At 46.7% G+C, this 19,466-nt stretch carries 18 protein-coding genes; 4 read left to right on the top strand and 14 right to left on the bottom strand.

Going from position 1 to position 19,466, the window contains the following annotated elements; genetic code table 11:
* Positions 1-131: 131 nt before the first annotated feature.
* A complete protein-coding gene (locus tag MLD56_RS02900; protein ID WP_029515989.1) occupies positions 132-968 on the bottom strand; it encodes a carbohydrate ABC transporter permease in 837 nt (278 codons plus the stop codon).
* On the bottom strand, positions 969-1,850 hold the full coding sequence (locus tag MLD56_RS02895; RefSeq protein ID WP_029515990.1) for a carbohydrate ABC transporter permease: 882 nt from the start codon (positions 1,848-1,850) through the stop codon (positions 969-971).
* 207 nt (positions 1,851-2,057) lie between these two features.
* On the opposite strand from MLD56_RS02895, the gene MLD56_RS02890 reads away from it, so the two are divergent.
* Together MLD56_RS02890 and MLD56_RS02885 are read left to right on the top strand one after the other, a co-directional pair.
* Positions 2,058-3,872: a sensor histidine kinase gene (locus MLD56_RS02890; protein WP_029515991.1), complete on the top strand. Its 1,815-nt coding sequence runs from the start codon at positions 2,058-2,060 to the stop codon at positions 3,870-3,872.
* 7 nt (positions 3,873-3,879) lie between these two features.
* Positions 3,880-5,538, top strand: coding sequence for a response regulator (locus MLD56_RS02885; protein WP_029515992.1), 1,659 nt, complete (start codon positions 3,880-3,882; stop codon positions 5,536-5,538).
* Here the strand turns inward: MLD56_RS02885 and MLD56_RS02880 are convergent.
* From MLD56_RS02880 to MLD56_RS02870, 3 genes are all read right to left on the bottom strand, one after another.
* Positions 5,468-6,055 carry a GNAT family N-acetyltransferase gene (locus MLD56_RS02880; RefSeq protein WP_029515993.1) on the bottom strand — a complete coding sequence of 196 codons (588 nt, stop codon included), beginning with the start codon at positions 6,053-6,055 and terminating at the stop codon, positions 5,468-5,470. The genes MLD56_RS02885 and MLD56_RS02880 overlap by 71 nt on opposite strands.
* Before the next feature lie 112 nt (positions 6,056-6,167).
* Positions 6,168-7,292, bottom strand: coding sequence for an NADH-dependent flavin oxidoreductase (locus MLD56_RS02875; protein ID WP_029515994.1), 1,125 nt, complete (start codon positions 7,290-7,292; stop codon positions 6,168-6,170).
* Between the two features lie 249 nt (positions 7,293-7,541).
* The gene (locus tag MLD56_RS02870) at positions 7,542-8,492 is read right to left on the bottom strand and encodes a bile acid:sodium symporter family protein (protein WP_029515995.1); all 951 of its coding nucleotides are present in this window, start codon (positions 8,490-8,492) and stop codon (positions 7,542-7,544) included.
* A gap of 242 nt (positions 8,493-8,734) precedes the next feature.
* On the opposite strand from MLD56_RS02870, the gene MLD56_RS02865 reads away from it, so the two are divergent.
* Positions 8,735-9,490: a TspO/MBR family protein gene (locus MLD56_RS02865; RefSeq protein ID WP_029515996.1), complete on the top strand. Its 756-nt coding sequence runs from the start codon at positions 8,735-8,737 to the stop codon at positions 9,488-9,490.
* Positions 9,491-9,588: 98 nt separating this feature from the next.
* Here the strand turns inward: MLD56_RS02865 and MLD56_RS02860 are convergent, their stop codons facing one another.
* From MLD56_RS02860 to MLD56_RS02830, 8 genes are all read right to left on the bottom strand, one after another.
* A complete protein-coding gene (locus MLD56_RS02860; RefSeq protein WP_029515997.1) occupies positions 9,589-10,653 on the bottom strand; it encodes an undecaprenyldiphospho-muramoylpentapeptide beta-N-acetylglucosaminyltransferase in 1,065 nt (354 codons plus the stop codon).
* Positions 10,654-10,779: 126 nt separating this feature from the next.
* The gene (locus MLD56_RS02855; RefSeq protein WP_029515998.1) at positions 10,780-11,160 is read right to left on the bottom strand and encodes a RidA family protein; all 381 of its coding nucleotides are present in this window, start codon (positions 11,158-11,160) and stop codon (positions 10,780-10,782) included.
* A 219-nt stretch (positions 11,161-11,379) separates the two neighbouring features.
* On the bottom strand, positions 11,380-12,105 hold the full coding sequence (locus tag MLD56_RS02850; RefSeq protein WP_029515999.1) for an NAD(P)H-binding protein: 726 nt from the start codon (positions 12,103-12,105) through the stop codon (positions 11,380-11,382).
* Positions 12,106-12,151: 46 nt separating this feature from the next.
* The gene (locus MLD56_RS02845; RefSeq protein WP_029516000.1) at positions 12,152-13,597 is read right to left on the bottom strand and encodes an ATP-binding protein; all 1,446 of its coding nucleotides are present in this window, start codon (positions 13,595-13,597) and stop codon (positions 12,152-12,154) included.
* 175 nt (positions 13,598-13,772) lie between these two features.
* Positions 13,773-15,275 carry an HD-GYP domain-containing protein gene (locus MLD56_RS02840; protein ID WP_029516001.1) on the bottom strand — a complete coding sequence of 501 codons (1,503 nt, stop codon included), beginning with the start codon at positions 15,273-15,275 and terminating at the stop codon, positions 13,773-13,775.
* A 729-nt stretch (positions 15,276-16,004) separates the two neighbouring features.
* Positions 16,005-16,313, bottom strand: coding sequence for a hypothetical protein (locus MLD56_RS02835; protein WP_029516002.1), 309 nt, complete (start codon positions 16,311-16,313; stop codon positions 16,005-16,007).
* A gap of 98 nt (positions 16,314-16,411) precedes the next feature.
* On the bottom strand, positions 16,412-16,534 hold the full coding sequence (locus tag MLD56_RS25955; protein WP_256026045.1) for a hypothetical protein: 123 nt from the start codon (positions 16,532-16,534) through the stop codon (positions 16,412-16,414).
* A 340-nt stretch (positions 16,535-16,874) separates the two neighbouring features.
* Positions 16,875-17,180 carry a hypothetical protein gene (locus tag MLD56_RS02830; protein WP_238794843.1) on the bottom strand — a complete coding sequence of 102 codons (306 nt, stop codon included), beginning with the start codon at positions 17,178-17,180 and terminating at the stop codon, positions 16,875-16,877.
* A gap of 164 nt (positions 17,181-17,344) precedes the next feature.
* Here MLD56_RS02830 and MLD56_RS02825 point away from each other — a divergent pair, with 164 nt between their 5' ends.
* The gene (locus MLD56_RS02825; protein WP_029516003.1) at positions 17,345-17,713 is read left to right on the top strand and encodes a VOC family protein; all 369 of its coding nucleotides are present in this window, start codon (positions 17,345-17,347) and stop codon (positions 17,711-17,713) included.
* Here MLD56_RS02825 and MLD56_RS02820 read toward each other — a convergent pair.
* Positions 17,698-19,362, bottom strand: a complete 1,665-nt coding sequence (locus MLD56_RS02820; protein WP_029516004.1) for a CoA-disulfide reductase — start codon at positions 19,360-19,362, stop codon at positions 17,698-17,700. The genes MLD56_RS02825 and MLD56_RS02820 overlap by 16 nt on opposite strands.
* Positions 19,363-19,466 lie beyond the last annotated feature (104 nt).

Genomic DNA, 19,466 nt, shown 5'->3' with positions numbered 1-19,466 from the left:
TAGCGCTCGCCTTTGTCTCTAGATTCTCACCTTTATTCGTTTATTCAGGGAAATCTGGAGGCTAACAGCGATGGTAAGCACCCTCCGTTTGCGGAGTGGCACACCGTGTACATTTTCAGCTCATCCCACACTCAACCCTTGACCGAACCCGCCATAATACCTTGTATAATATATTTTTGCATAGCCAGAAAGAATGCGATGACTGGCAAGATGCCCAGCACCAGAGCAGGCAAAGCCAAATCCCACTGCTTTGTGTATTGTCCGAAAAAGGCATAGGTCGCAATCGGAATCGTGCGCAGCTCAGCCTTTTGCAGTACCAGAGAAGGCAGGAGATAATCATTCCAAATCCAGAGCGTATTTAAAATAATAACAGTTACCATCATCGGCAGCATCAACGGATACACAATTCGGAAAAACACTCCGTAAGGCGTACAGCCGTCCACCGTAGCTGCTTCTTCCACCTCGACTGGCACACCTTTGACGAATCCATGAAAGAGAAAGATCGACATTGGAGCTCCGAATCCCAGATAACAGATGACCAGACCACTTATACTGTTCATTAAATCCAGTGTACTTACAACCTTGACCAAAGGAATCATCACCGATTGAAAAGGAATAACCATAGCAGCTACGAACAGGCTGAACAACACTCGATTATAACGCGTCGGACGCCGGACCATTCGGTAAGCTGCCATTGAGCTGATCAGTACGAGCAGCAGATTACTAACTACCGTAACCACGAATGAATTCCATAAAGCTTCGGGAAAACGCGTGATGCTCCACGCTCTAGCGTAGTTGCTCCATACAAAGGTTTGTGGCCAGGCCGCAGAATCGGTGAGCAGGTCACCAAAGCTTTTGACCGAATTCACGAATAAAAAGTAAAACGGGACGAGGAATAACAATGCGACGAGGATCATCACTATCTCGGTCGCCCATGTTCCAAAGCGGTAGCGCTTGCTTGTTTCCATTTACGCTTCCACCTCCCGACTTTTCGTCAGTCGTACCTGAAGGCTCGTAACCAGAGCAACAATGATAAAGAAAATGAGTGCTTTAGCTGTTCCCAGCCCATAACGATTATTCACAAACGCTTCATTGTAAATATTGAGTGCAACCGACTCTGTGGACCCGAAGGGACCGCCTTTGGTCAGTGACAAATTAAGATCGAACATTTTGAATGACCATGATATCGCCAGGAAAAGACAAACCGTAACGGCAGGCATGATTAAAGGAAGTATAATCGACCGCAAAATTTGCATCCGACTAGCTCCGTCAATTTCGGCTGCTTCTAGCATATCGCGGGGCACATTGGTTAGGGAAGAGATATAAATCACCATCAAATACCCGGCAGTTTGCCAGATAAACACGATTACAATGCCCCAGAAGGCCGTGATCTCATCTCCCAACCAGGACAGATTGAAGAAGGACAAGTTCGTGCTCTCTCCGATTGCTGCAAATCCCTTGACGAAAATAAACTGCCAGATAAAGCCCAGCAACAGACCTCCGATCACATTGGGCATAAAAAAGATGGTCCTTAGTACATTTTTTGTTTTCAACGGTTTGGTTAGAAAATACGCCAGCAGAAAGCCAAAAATATTCGCAGCCACCACTCCTACCACCGTAAAACGGACCGTAAACCAGAACGCTGTCCCAAATTTGTCATCATTCCATAAAATGTGACTGAAATTATCCAGCCCGACCCACTTTGCCTGATTGGCTACTCCATTCCACTCTGTAAAAGAATAGTACATTCCGAGCATGAAAGGGATTACAATAATGATAACGAAAAATAACGTCGACGGCCCTACAAAAATCCATTGCTGTAGCCATTGCGACGACTTGGCGCGATTCAAACCGATCCCCCCTTATGTTGTCTATTGGTGTCTGGAACGCTCCTTTACGGCTTTCTTTCAGCAGTATGATGTTTGGGCCGTAAGGATATGCGATTCACATGTTCATTATGTCGAATAAGCGCTCTCGAGAACACGTAGGATCGTGAACCATTAAGGGGGAAAATATTGACCTCTGGCTCGCCTTGAATTGTGAAAGGAGCTCACTGCATGAAATTTTACAGTATTCGTTCTCGCCTAATCTGGTTTTTGCTCATTGCGGTCACCCTGCCGCTACTGCTGTCGATGACCATGACCTTCGTTCTCACCAAGCACTCCTTGCGGGAGCAGGCCACACAAGAAAATGAGCGGCTTATTTTTCAGGGAATTACGAATTTGGATAACTATTTACAGGGTTTGAATCGCGCGTCCATCGGAGTCTATAATGACCCTCATTTTCTGCGTAATCTGGCCAAAATTCCGGATGATTACCGGGCCGTCGCTGAAATATACACCACTCTGCAAACAATGATGAATGCTACGTCAGGCATTGACCAGGTGTATTTGCATTCTTTTGAGGCCGGGCAATCTACGCTGATTACCAGCACGGTTCCTCTACGGGAATTCCGGCTGGAGCCCTTTACCGGTTTTATTCATTATGGGCCTTCCGGACTGTTCATACAGCCCACGCATATGAAGCATTTGTACGGCTTTTCGGCGGTTTCCTATGCGGAGCACAGCACAGAGCAGCAAGTATTTACACTTCATCGGGCGATTCGGAACATTCCTGCCTCAGAGACGCTTGGGGTACTGGCTATAGATGTTGATCTGGAGCCGCTGCGCAGTATTTGCCGTCAATTGTATGATGCGGATACAGAGGAGCTGTTTTTGATCGATCGAAACGGAACGATCATATATAGCGGAAAAGAAGCATCAATTGGAACACACTGGAAGGAATCTGACCTGCTCAATCGAATTTCTAAAGAAGGCGAGCACGGAGTGATTGAGGATGATACAGCACTGCACGTGTACGGCAAGCTGGATGCCAACTTGTCAGGCTGGACACTCGTCAAGAAAATTCCACATCGTACGCTGTATTTACGGGCTACCCGCCTGACTCAGATCAATGCGGTCATTACAGGCGCAGCATTGCTACTTGCCATTGTTGCCACGTTATGGATTTCGATAAAAATCACGGCACCTATTAAGCGACTGACTCGTTACATAAACCAGATTCAGTCCGGTCAACTGGATGTAGACATTCGGGCCATGAGTAACGATGAAATCGGAGTACTGTCGCGCCGTTTCAGACAGATGATGGATACCATCAATAACCTCATTTTGCGGGAATACAAGCTGGAGCTGGCTAACAAGACACATCAATTGAAAGCGCTTCAGGCACAGATTAATCCTCACTTTTTATATAATACGCTACAGTCTATTGGAACCCTGGCTCTACAGCATGAGGTGCCGCGAATTTATTCGCTGCTCTCTTCCCTTGCCAAAATGCTGCGCTATAATATGAGGGACCATACGGTCGTTACACTTAAGGAAGAAGCCGAACATGTAAAACAATATCTTGATTTGCAAAAGGAACGCTTCGGTGAGCAATTAGAAGTCACTTACCAGTGGGAGGATGAGGTCCTGAATGATCGGGTGCCTAAAATGATTCTCCAACCGTTGGTGGAAAACTACTTTAAGCACGGTGCCGATCCCCGGCTGGGGCCCGGTGAAATTCGCATTACAGGCAGCCGAATCCGGGAAGGCATTGTGAAAATAACAGTGGAAAATAACGGAACTAACATTCCACAAGCCGAGTTGGAGCAACTCCAGCATATGTTAAAACGTCCGCTAAAAGCCTACGAGGAGCCAGACACTAGCGAGCAGGACTCCATTGGCCTTCGTAATGTTCTATTGCGTATTCAGCTTCACTCGGAGGATGGTTCTAACACCCTGTGCGTAGACAACATTCTGCCTCATGGTGTCCGGTACACACTCGTAATTCGCACTGAAGCCCATACGGAGATTCATATTAAGGGAGAGTGATCTGTCAATGAAAGTCCTGATTGTGGATGATGAGAAGCATGTGCGCCATGCCATACGGATGCTCGTACATTGGGAAGCTTGCGGTGTGAGCGAGGTGATTGAAGCCGAGTCGGGCGATCAGGCGATTGAGGTCATTACCGCCCTTTCCCCACCCGTTGTACTCACGGATATGCGGATGCCCGGCAAGGATGGGATAGCACTGATGGAGTGGATTCAAGTCAATTCCCCAGCAACCAGAGTCGTGGTGGTCAGTGGCTATGATGATTTTGACTTGGTTCGACAGGTCATCCGCCGGGGAGGCATGGACTATATTCTTAAGCCCGTGGATCCAGTGGAGATTAACGAGGCTGTAAAAAAAGCCACTCAAGCCTGGCGGACAGCAGAGCAAGACCGGAACAGGCAGACGATGCAGGCCATGGAAGTCAATCGGATGAGGCCACACTATACTGATAAGCTCCTGACTGAAATCGTTTCCGGGATAGCGAATACCCCTCTTTCCATTACGCCCTTACGCGAGGAGCTACGTCTTCCCGCAGCTATTCAGATATGTAATGCAGCTGTGATGAGTACTACTCAGCTGGATGCCGATATACTGGACAAATATAAAACGCGGCGTGCGCTTTTGAGCTTTTCCCTCACTAACATCTGCAACGAATTTCTCGGATCTTCTCAAACCGGAGTTGCATTCCGTCATCTGGAGCGTATGGACGAAATTATTCTGCTATATTGGGGCGATCCATCTCGTTGGTCAAAGCTCTTGCAGGATATTCATACAGGAATCAAAACCGCTTTGCGGTGCTACATGCACATCGGGGTTGGCTCTTTTGGTGCCTTTCCCATAGCGGCAGCCACTGCCTACCAAGAGGCAAGGCAAGCGTTGTGGAAACGGGATGTGTTGCAAGCCGACTGGATGCACCAGAGTACCCAGACACGGCAGAGCATTCGTCTTCCCCAGTTACCTGACATGGAAGAGGAACTACGGCTTAGTGCGCTCAGCTGTAATGCCAGTCGTGTGTCTATAGCGGTAGGCCGCTGGATAGCAGCCGTAGCCGAGTTGCCTTCGGTTACAGCAGAGCAGCTAGCCAGTTGGAATCAAGAGCTGGACTGGATGCTGGCCCGCTGGTTGAATGACAGACCTGGAGATACCGATGGCGAGGAGATGGCAGATGAGTCCGGCTCCATTCATGCCTTGCCGGTCGACAACCGCGGCATGCTTTCGTTGCCCTTATGGCAAAGACAGGTCGAAAACCGACTGCTGGCAGCCGGTCAGGCACTTACACCAAGCCATAGTCCAAACAACCCGACCATCCGTGATATTGCCCGCTATCTGGATGCACACTACGACGAGGACATTTCTCTACAGGATATGGCGAGCCGCTTTTACCTCAGTCGGGAATATATTTCTCGTAAATTCAAGCAGGAGTACGGGGTTAATCTGTCGGACTATTTGTGCCAGATCAGGATGGGCAAGGCAAAGCTATTACTGCTGAATGACAAGCTGCGCCTTCATCATATTGCCGGTATGGTCGGTTATCAGGATGAAAAATATTTTGGCAAGGTGTTCAAAAAACTGGAGGGTGTCACGCCTGGCGAGTTCAGAAGACGCCATTCTGCAAATCCTCAGCCGTTATCGCATACAGCACGTGATCTTCCCACACACCATTAATCTTCAAGTAGTTGAGAGCTAGCCCTTCGCGGCGAAATCCTGCCTTTTCCATCACTCGATTGGAAGGCGTATTTCTTGGCATCACTCCAGCTTGAATACGGTGTAATTCCAACTCATTCAGGGCGTAGCGTACAATATCCTTCACTGCGGAAGTAGCATAGCCTTGTCCGTGGTAAGCAGGATCTACAAAGTAGCCCAGATTGGCGTTTTGAAAGGGGCCTCTAGCGACACCCGACAGCTCTATTCTGCCAATCAGCTTATTATTTTCCGGCAAAAAAAGTCCAAACGTATATCCCTGTCCGGCTTGTGCCGCTTCCAAACCGTTGGAAATCAGACGCGCCTGTTCTTCCAGGGTAAAGTAAACTTCAGGCCGTTCTGGCTCGAACGGTTTGAAAAAATCAAAATTTTCACGTCTGATCTCTAATAAACGTTCTGCATCATTTACTTGCAACAGTCGAATCTGTAGCCCCGGATGGGTTGACTCCATCAAAATCGCGCCATTAGCTCCATGTAACATTGTCAGTTTCCTTCTTTCTCAGTTATTCCTATATTATTGTGTTCACGGTCACAAGACAGGAAAATACCCCAGGTGCATGAGAGCAGCCTAGGGTATCTCCGTCATTCAAAATTTAGTCCGTAACAGGCATCCAGCCTGGAAGGGTCGTCAACGCACCCCACAGGTAGTCAGGAATGACTAGCTCCTGCTGGGCTTGCTTGGATAAGGTCGTGCGAATGGTATCTTCTGTGCCGTTTTGCACCTTCTGAACCCATTGCGGCTCCATCAAAAGTGGACGTCCCAGCGATACAAGCGGTACACCTGTCTCCAGTGCTGCAAGCGCCTCGTCCGGTGTATTCAGCGATCCGACTCCCATAATCGGCACACGGTTACCTACCTTCTCATGGATGAGAACGGTACGTGACCGTTCGTCACTACGGTCACGGAACGAACCACCGAAGAAATGATTTACGGAAATGTGCAGGTAATCCAGCCCTTGATCCGCCAGACGGTCTACAAGCACCATCGTATCATCCAGCGTGATGCCTGGCGTGTGTCCTTCCTCAGGAGACAAGCGGTATCCGAAAATGAATGGCCCCTTTGCATGTTCTGCGATCACTTTCTTCACTTCGTGAACAATCGCCAGCGGGAAGGTCATTCGTTTTTCAACACTTCCTCCCCATTCATCGGTACGAAGGTTGGAGTGCGGGGAGAAGAACTGCTGCACCAGGTAACCATTCGCTCCGTGCAGCTCCACACCATCATAGCCTGCTTCAATCGCGCGGCGAGTTGCTTCGCCATAGGCGCGAATGACGCGATGGATATCGTCGGATGTCATTTCACGCGGCACAGGTGCGCCTTCTTTTTCCTCAGCTACTGCGCTTGCACTAATCGGTTGTCCGTCTGGAATCTGATCCGGTGGACACAGGCGGCCACCATGATAAATTTGCAGGATCGCTTTCGCGCCCTCCTGATGAATCGTATCCGCCAGACGGCGCAGGCTAGGAATCATTTCATCCTTGTCCGCACCAAACTCATTAACAAATCCTTTACCATCTGGAGTTACATACACACAAGCGGTAATAACTGCGCCCACACCCCCTGAGCGTTCACGGTAGTATGCCAGTTCCTCGTCACTCACTTCACCATTTTCGTGGGAAGCAAAGTTAGTCATAGGTGCCATGGTAATACGGTTCTTCAACGTAACACCGGATGGCAGGGTAAAAGCTTCAAATAGAGAATTATATTTTGGGTTCATTCTTTCTCTCTCCTTCAGTTAAATCAGATCAGATAATATAAGGCTGTTGAGCATGAAGCCGAATACAAATTCGATGTAGTTTTTCTTCCATAACGAACTCAAACTACTGTTGCTTACTTAAATACAGTGGTTATAATAACCACAGTATAATGATCCGCAACTATAAAGTCAAATCTATCCTTTCTGACCATCCCTAAACTGTTCGAAAAGGCTGAACCGTAGCCACTTGGCACAAGCCACTAACAAAGCTTAATGCTTCCCGGTTGTACTTTTCTTCTCCTCCCGGCGGGAAAACCAAGTCGCGAGCAACGAGCCGGAAATATTATGCCATACGCTAAAAATCGCACTCGGTACAGCAGCAATCGGGTTAAAATGAGCTGCTGCCAGCGCAGCACCCAGTCCGGAATTCTGCATTCCCGTTTCCAGCGTAACAGCTTTACGCTTGGAAAGATCCATGCCGAACAGCTTGGCAAACCAATATCCAAGCAGGAACCCGATTCCGTTATGCAAAATAACCACACCAAAAATAATCGGACCTGTCTCCAAAATCTTGCCTTTACTGCCTGCAATCACAATAGCCACGATGAGCATAATCACCAGTGTTGATATGAGCGGCAGCGCCTGGACACTGGCTTCTGCCTGCTTGCGAAATAGCGATTTGACGATAACACCCAGCACAATCGGGACAATAACCACGATCAGAATATCCATGATCAGCGACTTCGCATCAATATTCATCCAACGTCCCGCAAGCAGGTTAATCATGGCTGGGGTAGCCAGTGGAGCAATCAGCGTCGACACCGAAGCAATCGATACCCCCAACGCCACGTCGCCTTTGGATAAAAGCGTCATTACGTTGGACGCAGTTCCACTCGGGCAACAGCCTACCAAAATGACACCTACCGCAATATCCGGTGGCAGCTGCAATACTAATGCCAATCCAAAGGCCAGAAACGGCATAATCAGATAATGCCCGACCACACCAATAGCCACATCCACTGGACGCCGGAATACTTCGCGAAAGTCAGCCGCAGATAAAGTTAGCCCCATCCCGAACATGACAATGCCCAGAAATAACTGTATGTATCCTTTCAACCCTGTAAACGCCGCAGGAAAGAAAAATCCCAAGCATGCAAATAAAAGTACCCAGATGGAAAAGGTCCCTCCTACAAATTTCCCTACTTTCTCCAATCTATTCATTCAACTTATCTCCTTACTTCTATATAAGTTGAATTTGAGGAAATACAGCTTATATAGTGCTTAAAATTTTTATCATTGTACTACATATGACTGCATATACATACCACTTTTTATGATTATGCCGGGATCAAGAAACTTTTACCGTTCCGACATATTCGAAAGTAAAGTGGGTATATTCATAGTAGAAGATTGTGACCAGTCAGTCATTTTGGATCATCATTCGTTGAGGAGGAGATATCCCAATGTCACGAAGCCATCCGTATAAATGGTGGAATATTATTGTATTTATTGCTGTCGTTTTCATTAACTTTCTGGCTTCTACACTTCCTATCGGTGGCAGAAGTACTGCTGCTGTATCCAACATGTACCCTACCTTGATCACCCCAGCGGGTTACGCTTTTTCCATCTGGTCGGTCATCTACGTGCTGCTCGCCTGCTTTGTTGTGTATCAAGCTACACCTACAGGGCAAGCCAAGACAAGCGTTCAATCCATCGGTATTTTTTTTATTCTAGGCTGTCTTTTCAATATCATCTGGATTTTCCTCTGGCAGTATGTATACGTAGAACTGTGCGTCATCGTTATTATTTTATACTTGCTTTCCTTGGGCGTCGTGTATGTACGTACCCGCACACCTCAGCCAACCCGCGGAGAAATGTGGTTCGTCAAGCTACCGTTCAGCCTCAACCTCGGTTGGGTATCCGTTGCTACTATTATCAATATTGCAGTGGCACTGGAAAAGAATGAATGGAGTGGCTGGGGACTCAGTGATACGACATGGGCGATCATTATCCTGCTCATCGGCACCATATTGGCGATCATGGTCAGCTTTCCTTATCGTGACAGCATTTATCCTCTCGTATTTGTATGGGCCTATGTCGCCATCGCCGTCGAGCATCCGAACCATGAAAATGTACGGCTGGCTGCATTGATCTTGGCAGCAATCATTCTGGTGTACGCCCTATGGCTATTCTTTGCCCGTAATCGAGACCGGGATTAAAGAAACTATTGATATCTACTAGCAAAAACAAGCGAGTTCGGGTCTGAATCATCTAGCCCAAGCTCGCTTGCTTTGTTTATTCATTTTATCCAATATGATTAGGTATAGACTTTGATCAAATCTATAAGCTTGCTTGTCGAGTGATCTGCATTTATCTTCTTCATATTGATAATGTAATCCGACCTTTTTTCATACAAACGAAGAATCATGTCGACAAACCGTTCAGATTCCAACTCTTCCTCTTCTAAAAATTCACAAAAGCCTTGCGCCTTAAATGATTTTGCATTTAGAATTTGATCTCCCCGGCTAACCGCCTTTGAAAGAGGAATCAATAGCATAGGCTTCCGCAACGTCAAGAATTCAAAAATGGAATTTGAACCCGCCCTAGAAACAACCATATCTGCCATCGTCATAACATCCGCCAGTTCATCGTTTATGTATTCAAATTGCTTGTAGCCATGCATATGAATGGAATGATTCACTTGATCTTTACCACAAATATGCACGATTTGAAAATAAACGAGCAAAGCCTCTAAATTCATACAGACCATCTCATTGATCTTCTTGGAACCTAAACTCCCACCCATGATCAGAATGATCGGCTTATTTCGAGTAAAACCGCAATAGGCCAAACCTTTAGCTGCCACCCCATCTTTTAGTTCATCTCTCACAATAGCCCCTACATACCGGGTATGCTTAGAGCGAAAGTACTGAGTGGTTTCAGGAAAGGTAGTACAAATTTCTGTAGCAAATGTGCTGGAAATTTTATTAGCTAATCCAGGGGTAATATCTGATTCATGAATGATTACAGGGACTTTATTTAACCACCCAGCCAGTACCACAGGAACCGAAACAAACCCGCCTTTTGAAAAAATAATATCCGGTTTTTCTTTTCTTATAATCCGGTACGCTTGAGAAATCCCCTTCAGCACTTTAAAAGGGTCCTTAAAATTATCCCAATCAAAATATCTGCGCAATTTCCCAGTTGAGATGCTGAAATAACACACATTTTCTAGTCCGGAAATCAATTTTCTTTCAATCCCTTGTTCAGAGCCTATGTATTGGACACTCCATTGTTGTTCCAGTAAGTGAGGAATCAAAGCTAAGTTTACTGCTACATGTCCTGAAGAACCTCCACCAGTGAAAATTATTTTTTTATTAATCATCTCCACCTCCACTCTGTATTCAACAAAACAAAACACATTAAATTTGAGCAACCGGGTGCCTCTATTTAATAGGGACACCCGGTTGCCATGCAAACTTTTTATTTTATGAACGGACCTTTCAGACTATTCGCCCTTCAATGCAATGACTTCAATCTCCACCAGTGCATCCTTAGGCAGACGGGCTACCTCCACCGCACTGCGTGCTGGATAGGGTTGCTCAAAGAAAGAACTGTACACCTCATTGACGCTGACAAAATCGTTCATGTCCTTCAGGAATACAGTCGCTTTCACAACCTGGTTCATGTTGCTGCCTGCCGCTTCCAGAATGGCTTGTACGTTGCTCAAGGACAGGCGTGCCTGCTCCTGTACATCCTTACCAAACTCACCTGTTGCCGGATTCAGTCCAAGCTGTCCCGAAGTGTAAACAAACCCGCCTGCCTCTACCGCTTGGCTATAAGGGCCGATAGCACCGGGTGCTTTTTCAGTCGCAATTGTTTTTTTCATATGGGTTGGATTCTCCTTCCTGATACTGGTTCACCGTATTATAGCATGTGAAGCCCAAAGCCACTATTCCGTGCGACGGATTAACGCACTTGATGAATTAGAGATTACGATCGATGTGCCGCAACATACAGACCACCCATAAAACACAAATAACGCCGCTGCTGCCCGAATCATCGGGCAACAGCGGCGTTATTATCATTTTTAATCCTAAACGTGGTTTTACACGTTTACATCCGCATCCGCACCCGTTCCTGAACCAGTTTCCTCAACATCGGATGTTAGCTCCGCACCGATGACCCGAATGATGTCGTTCGGATAAATATGTACGCCGCTCGCCTGCGCAAGAGCGATTCGTACCATGGCTCGTGCGATGACCGAAGCCGGGATGGCACGGTAGGAAGCCAGTTTGCCCGTCATCAGACCGTCCAGCGCTTTCATGACAACAGCGGCAGCGGCTTCGCCCAAACGTCGTTCAGGTCTCGCGCCCAAAATCAGCGACGGACGGAACAAATGCAGCGCAGGCAATCCGATAGCGGCAAGCGCCTCTTCAGCCTCACCCTTGGTGCGATTGTAAAACACGCGTGAGTCTGGATCGGCGCCCATCGCAGAGACCGCAAGCATCTGTACCGCTCCAGCCTCTTTGCCCAACTGGGCAGCTAGCACTGGATAGTCCACATCCACCTGACGGAACTGCTCCTTGGAGCCAGCCTTTTTCATCGTTGTCCCAAGGCAACAAAAAACATCATCCACCCCTTCGAAGGCGAACGCCGTTTTCTGTGGCTGTTCCCAATCGATAAGCGCCTGCTCCAGCTTGGGATGCTTGATGTCCAACGGACGTCTGCCCATAACCATGACGCGGTTGTATTCCTTTTGCACCAGCAGCTCTCGTACAACATAACCCCCGACAAGCCCTGTTGCACCCACAACGACCGCTTTACGTTCCATGATAGACCTCCTTTGTGCCATAACGCTCCTGCTCCTACAATTGCGATTAGGTTAATTTAAAGGGTTGTTCGTCCGCCTCCTTGCTTTTGGACGGACACATCGGTAGGTACAGGGAAAATGTACTTCCATTGCCCTCCTCACTCTCCAGACGGATAAACCCGCCCAACAAGCGGGAAAAATCACGGCTGATGGACAATCCCAACCCAGTTCCTCCATATTTACGATTAATGGAACCGTTCGCCTGCTGGAATGCCTCAAAAATAACGTGTTGCTGAAGCTTGGAAATGCCGATGCCCGTATCTTTTACAGCAAATACAACCCAATCTCCCTCCTGTCCCTTTCGATCCAGATGTTGTGTACTGATTTCCAGCAATACACGTCCTTCATGAGTGAACTTAAAGGCATTGGACAACAGATTACGCAAAATTTGCTGTACACGTTTGGAATCGGACCGAATTTCATTCGGTATAGGCTCATGCTCCTTTAAGCTGAATTCCAGGTTTTTATCCTTCGCAGTGACTTCAAACTGCATCATCATCACCTGCGCAATTTCACGCACATTGACCGGCTCACTTACGATTTCCATGTGTCCAGCCTCGACCTTGGACAAGTCCAGAATGTCGTTGATCAGTTGGAGCAAATCATGCCCCGAGGCATAGATGAGATCGCTGTACTGGTATAACTCGTCCTCATCCAGTTCCTTTCCCTGCTCGTTGATAATCTGCGCCAGGTTAATAATGCTGTTAAGAGGTGTACGTAACTCATGCGACATCGTTGCCATAAAATCCGATTTATATTGGGAAGCCATCATCAGTTGCTTGGCACGTTCCTCTAGAATGACCTTTGTCTTCTGCAACTCATCTCGCTGCTCTGATAACAACTCATTCGCCTGCTTAATCTGATGATTCCGCTGTTGCTCCATCTGAAAGTCCCGTAAAATCAGAGCAAATAGAAAACTGAGGACGATGCCGATTGGCAGTGTCAGAGGAACAACCTCCGCTACATAATAGCGCCAGGGAATGACGCCCAGGCAGGCTATATTTAACGTATTTACGATATTAACCGCTAAAATGGTCACCGATGCCTTGATAATCAGACGCCAGGTGGAACGCCGCATCCAGTAGTTCAATCCGGCGCACAGGACGCCCAGAATGCTCATATTCAAAAAGCCGACCCACGCCGCCATATGCAAACCGAAGGTAAATCTCGTAAGTCCGATTGCGACCCCAATAATAATAAGCGTATAGGAGCGGGGATACACCAATGCCGCGATAATCAGCGGTACAAAACGCAGATCAAAAATAACCGTTTCACTAAAGTTAAAACCAAAGCAAGAGCTGACCCATCCGCCAAATATCACTAGCAGCACGGAGCTGACATATTTGAACCGCGAAGAGGTACGACTCAAACCATATTTATAAATCACGTTCGCCACATAAGCAACGGCAATCAGCATCCCTAAATTCATTAAAAACATCATTGAAAATTGCATGGACTCACACTCCCATAGCGCAAAAAATTGGATGCCAGGCCTATGTTAACCGCGTTTGCCTTTCTTGTACATCATAACATGAAGCCCCATCTTTCGACATGTCAAAAGATGCTTAGCTCCCTATATAAAAAAGCGAACCTCAATGGCTCGCTCTAATGTGCTGATACCTATAGAATCAGCTTGTGATGCCTTTGTTCCGGCGCCACTCCTTGACAAATAATTCGGCAAAATAAGGGTCCCATTGGGTTCCCTTTCCCTCCTCCAATATCATAACCGCCTTCTCTTCCTTCATACCTTGCCGATAGGGGCGATTAGACGTCATTGCATCATAAGCATCCGCTACAGCAATGATTCGTCCAAATAAGGGGATATCTTCCCCAGCGAGCTGGTCAGGATATCCTTTGCCATCATAACGTTCATGGTGCGAGCGCACGCCAGGCAAATAAGGGGCCATAGCATAAGCCGGTTCAACTTGCCGGAGAATGCTCTCCCCCATAACCGGGTGCATTTTAATCTGATCAAACTCCTCGTCCGTCAGCTTGCCGTCCTTGAGTAGCACAGCGTCAGCCACGCCGATTTTACCGATATCATGCAGCAAGGCTGTTTTGCGCAGCAAATCGAGGTCCGCCTCATTCAAACCTCCCTTGCGCCCAATGAGTACAGAGTATTCAGCTACACGCAAAGAATGTCCTGCGGTATAGGCATCTCGTGCATCCAGTGCTGCCGCCAAGGTGGCGAAGTAACTGTCCAATAGCTGACCGTTCTTTTCTTCCCGTTCCTTTAGGCCCTCAATCATCATGTTAAATCCTTCGACCAGCTCCGCAAATTCGTCCGAATACAAATCGCTGGCATTACTGTTCAGGCGGCCTTCCTTCACTTCATTCATTTTTTCCAGCAGGTGGTGGATCGGCTGTTCGATCTCACGGGTCAGCAACCTGCCTCCCAGATAAGCAAAGGCTACACCAAAGATTAAAATCGCACCCGCCCATGCCCAATAGGAACTAGAATTCGCCGCCTCCAAACGTTCCAAGCGAATCTGTGTAGCTAAACAAAATAAAAATAAAGGAAAAGCACCAATGAGCGTCGCACTTAACTGAAATTTATGCCGAAGCGATAGCAGGACTCGTCCTCGCAGGGACAGGCTCAATCCATATTGCTGGTAGGTTCGATCCCGAATTTCCTCCAGCAGTGGTTTGATTGCTCTCATGGTCAGGAAAAATTCAACCAGTGCGTGCATGGAAGCGACCAGACAAGCTCCTATACAGGCGATTCCTACATAATAAAAGGGAAAAGTAAGTTGTCCAGTATGTATCATCCATAACGCAATGACGGTTGCCGGGATAGAGAAGCCTAACAAATGCGGTCCTACAATACGTAAAACTGACAAATTAGGCAGATGATGAACCCGGATATACACCGCTTCTACATCCTTGAGTGTTTCCTGGTTACCTAGAAAAAAACGATGAACCGGTCTCAAATGGATTCGAAACACTATGGTTTCACAAGCAATCATAATAACACTGGAAAATACAATAATTTTAACAAGACCCCAAATTTCATGGTGGGCTACATTTAAGGTGGAAAATACAAAAATCATACCTACCAACAATACAGCGATAAACGAACCTATAATATAGTTCAGGATAACATGCTGAATAAAGCGCTTATAGGTCGGCAAATTGCTACCCCTCTTTTCATCCGTACACTCTAAAATATCTTGTGTATTCAATATCGGAGTCCAACCATCAAAAGTTTACCTTCTTGCTTGAGCATTTTACAATACGAAGACGGCTTTTAGTCTGCAATTTATAGATGGGAAATCGTGCTATTCTTAATTAAGAAACCAAACACACCTTGTGTTTTAGATATATTCCTGCTATACTATTAAAGTATGTATTAACCCCATAAGATTCCACGCAACAAGCTATTACTCCTAATCACCGTATGGAGCTTCTCCAAATTTTATGTATAACCCTAATGTAGAATTTTGAGCTTTTGCCGAAGATTTTCACATTCACACTGGCGCGGTCATCGGAGCCGCAAGGACGAAAGAGAGGTAGGGCTTTTGTCGTTTGGAAAATGAACAGTGGAATCACACTGCCCCTTATGAACATGCTGACCATATATTGCAAGGTAGCAGGGGTTGAATATATATTATGCCATCAAACGATGAAGTTTGGGCAAGCTGTGCAGTACATGCAAACTGCACCCATCCTCCGGATGATCCCCGGGGGATTTTTCATTTTACGGAAACCGTATCATGAACAAAAAAATGACCCCGTCGATACATCGACAGGGCCTATAGCTTGATCAAAAAGGGGTTAATAGGGTCATTATAGTCTCGCTTTCTTAAAACTAAATGATATGCACCTTAAAAACTCATTAATTCTCCAGTTTTATATACCTTTTAATAATTCGTCCAATATTCTGTACCATCGGTCGGCATCGTTTGCGTAGTGGAACGTCTTGTTTCGGCTTGAGTGCGCCTTTGGGTCGAGGGACGCTCCCATCCTTCCAGTAAAACAACATGTTGGGTACCCGAATTGTTTTCCCAAGTGATGTAGCGCTCCTGTTCCATATGTCGCAAGGCGACTGTAATTTCAGCGTCTCGCTTGCCCGTTTTTACGGTCAATTCCGCCATTGTGGGCATGTGGCGATGCTGGGCGAAATAATTATACAAAATACGTAGCAGCTTTCGTTCCAAATCTGGCAACATCGTCTTCCCTCCTACAAAGAACATATGTTCCCATTATAACACATAAAAATGCACCCTCCTACTGGAAGATGCACTGGGCTTGTATTCCCATGTTGAATTCAGTTTTTTTCCTTCTCTTGACGACCGACAGAGCGCAGCCACCAAGCGACTCCACCAACACTTCCAAGTGCCAGAACCGTTAAGAAAATAATATAGAACAAATGAAATGCACGATCACTCATGGCAATCGCCTCCCTTACTTTATGTATACACTTTCCAGCTAAGCCTGTAAACCTCTTTTTGATCCCACATTCTAAATTTCCCCAAGAACTCGACAATAGATACTTGCTTGAGATCCATCGGTGCATACTAACTAAAAATGGTTAATACCAAATATGAGACAGACCAAGGAGGTTATCGAATATGAAATTCCTATTGATCGTGATCATCGTCGTGCTGATCGTTGTGTTGCTTATGAGAAGACGCAGATAAGCGGAGACATCCTGCATGGTTAAGAAGGAATACAAAAAGGGCTTTCGGCACATCACCGAAAGCCTTTATTCATATGAGGTTAGGGCTAAATTACGCCTTGTTCTTCTTGCTATATTTAATAAAAGCAATTACAAGCGCTACAGCAAACAATATTCCGCTGACTACCCATGTTGTCAGAAATGCCATACCCAAACCCACATTAGACCCCATCGTCGGGTGCTGCATGGCAGTAAACACCGAGCCCTGCATCATAAATATGGTACAGAATAAAACAACGGGCGCCAAAATAATCGTGCTTGCCGTCTTCCGACTACCAGATACTGCGATCACGCACAGAGCGGAAATCACCAAGATTACCCAATATATAACTGCTTCCCAAATCACTGAAGTGCCCACTGTTCAACCTCTTTTCTATCCATTCGTATATGCCTCTTCTATTGTAACAGACGTCACACAGTGAACCAAGCCATAATTTGATCAGAAAAGGGGTAAACTCTGCGAATAACGTAAATAATGTACAGTAGCAATCCTACATTAAAGACAGGAAAGGAAATGATTCCATGAGAAGTGCAAGCCCTTTTGTCATTGTAAACGACGTGCAGCAGTCAATTGACTATTACCAATCGGTTTTAGGCGGAAAAATCAAAGTGCTAAACAAGCAGGAAGGCAGACTCTTGCACGCTGAACTTCACCTGGGTAGCAGTCATATCCATTTTTCGGATTCCTACGGTAAGCCGCTGAAAGCACAGCATGTACAAATCATTCTCGACTGTGAAAGTGAGGACGAGCTTAAGCAGGCTTACCACGCACTAGCAGAAAAAGGTACCGTTACCGTGGAGCTACAAGATACTTTCTTTGGTGCGCTGCACGGCGAAGTAACAGATCACCTCAACCAGATTGGATGGGTGATGAACTATTTTAAGAGATGATCACGTTCAGCCATAACCGAATACGTCTTATAGCCACCATCAACGTTCCTCACCCGATAACCGTATTGGATCAAAATTCGGGCCGCAATATAGCCTCGCAGACCAACTTGGCAGGATACCGCGATCTCCAGATCACTAGGGATTTCCGCCATCCGCTCTCTAATCTCGGCCAGAGGAATATGAATCGAACCTGGAATGGCTCCTGCCTGTAGCTCCACTGCATCCCTAACATCAATAATAAGACCACCCTTTCGGTGAAAATCATCAACTTCATGCCACTGTATCGTTTGGACCAGCCCATCCATGATATTCGAAGCCACGTAGCCAGCCATATTCACAGGGTCTTTTGCTGAAGAATAGGGAGGTGCGTAAGCAAGTTCAATATCAGCCAGTTCTCGGACGTTCAAATGACCACGAATAGCCGTCGCAATGACATCAATTCTTTTGTCTGCTCCATCAGCTCCAACAGCCTGCGCCCCATAGATCATCCCATTCTCGGGATTAAAGAGCAGCTTCATAGCGATGGGTGATGCGCCAGGATAATAACCAGCATGCGAACCGGGATGAATATGAACAGCCTGATAAGGAACACCCAGCCGCTGTAATGTTTTTTCATTATTACCTGTAGATGCTGAAGTCAATGCAAAGGTCTTAATGACGGATGTTCCGAGCGCCCCATCATAAGAAATTGTCTGACCGTTAATATGATCTGCTGCCAAGCGCCCCTGACGATTGGCTCCCCAAGCTAGCGATACCATCGTTGCAAACCCATGATTGCGGTCCTTGACCTGGATGGCATCCCCCACCGCATAAATGGCCGGATCGCTGGTTTGCAGTTGGGCGTTAACCTGGATGGCGCCGCGAAAACCAAGTTCCAATCCGCTTTGCTTGGCCAACTCATTTTCAGGAACAACACCGATCGCCAGAATAACCATGTCCGTCTGAAGCACACCCCCGGAGGTCAAACGAAGTTGTGCACCCTGCTCTTCAAAAGCCGTGACTCCTTCCTCTAAACGCACCTCCACCCCGTTCAGTCTCATATGCTGTTCTACCAATTTAGCCATTTCAGGGTCCAGCGGATTCAATAATTGTTGTCCCATATCAATAATAGTTACTGCAAGTCCACGCTCTCGCAAATTCTCGGCCATCTCCAGCCCAATAAATCCGGCCCCGATCACCGTGACATGCTTTGGATGTCTTTCATCTACATATGCCTTAATAACGTCCGTATCATGAATATTTCTTAATGTAAATAGATTCATAGCTTCATGTAATCCGGGAATGTCCGGTATCATCGGTTTGGCTCCCGGCGACAATACCACAATATCATATGGCTGCTCATCTGTTTCCCCTGTAACCATATCGCGGAAATGGACGAGCTTCTGCTCCCGGTCTATTTGTATCACTTCTTTCAGTACCCGCACATCTATATTAAAACGGTCTCTTATCCCTTGAGGTGTTTGGAGAAACAGCTTCTCTCGCGCAGGGATTACCCCGCCAATATAGTAGGGAAGGCCACAGTTCGCAAAAGAAACATGCTCTCCGCGTTCAAACAGAGTAATCTCGTCTTCCTCATTCCATCTACGCAATCTCGCAGCAGCAGAAGCTCCACCTGCTACCCCGCCAATAATAACTATTTTTCTACCCACTTCTTCCCCTCCTTATATACCCTATGGGGTATAATATATACCTATGGGGGTATGTTGTCAACACGCAAAAAAAGACGGAGGTTGCCCCCCGCCTGATCAACCCT

This window comes from Paenibacillus peoriae (assembly GCF_022531965.1).
Classification (GTDB): domain Bacteria; phylum Bacillota; class Bacilli; order Paenibacillales; family Paenibacillaceae; genus Paenibacillus; species Paenibacillus polymyxa_D.
This window is presented reverse-complemented; position numbering and strand designations above follow the sequence as displayed.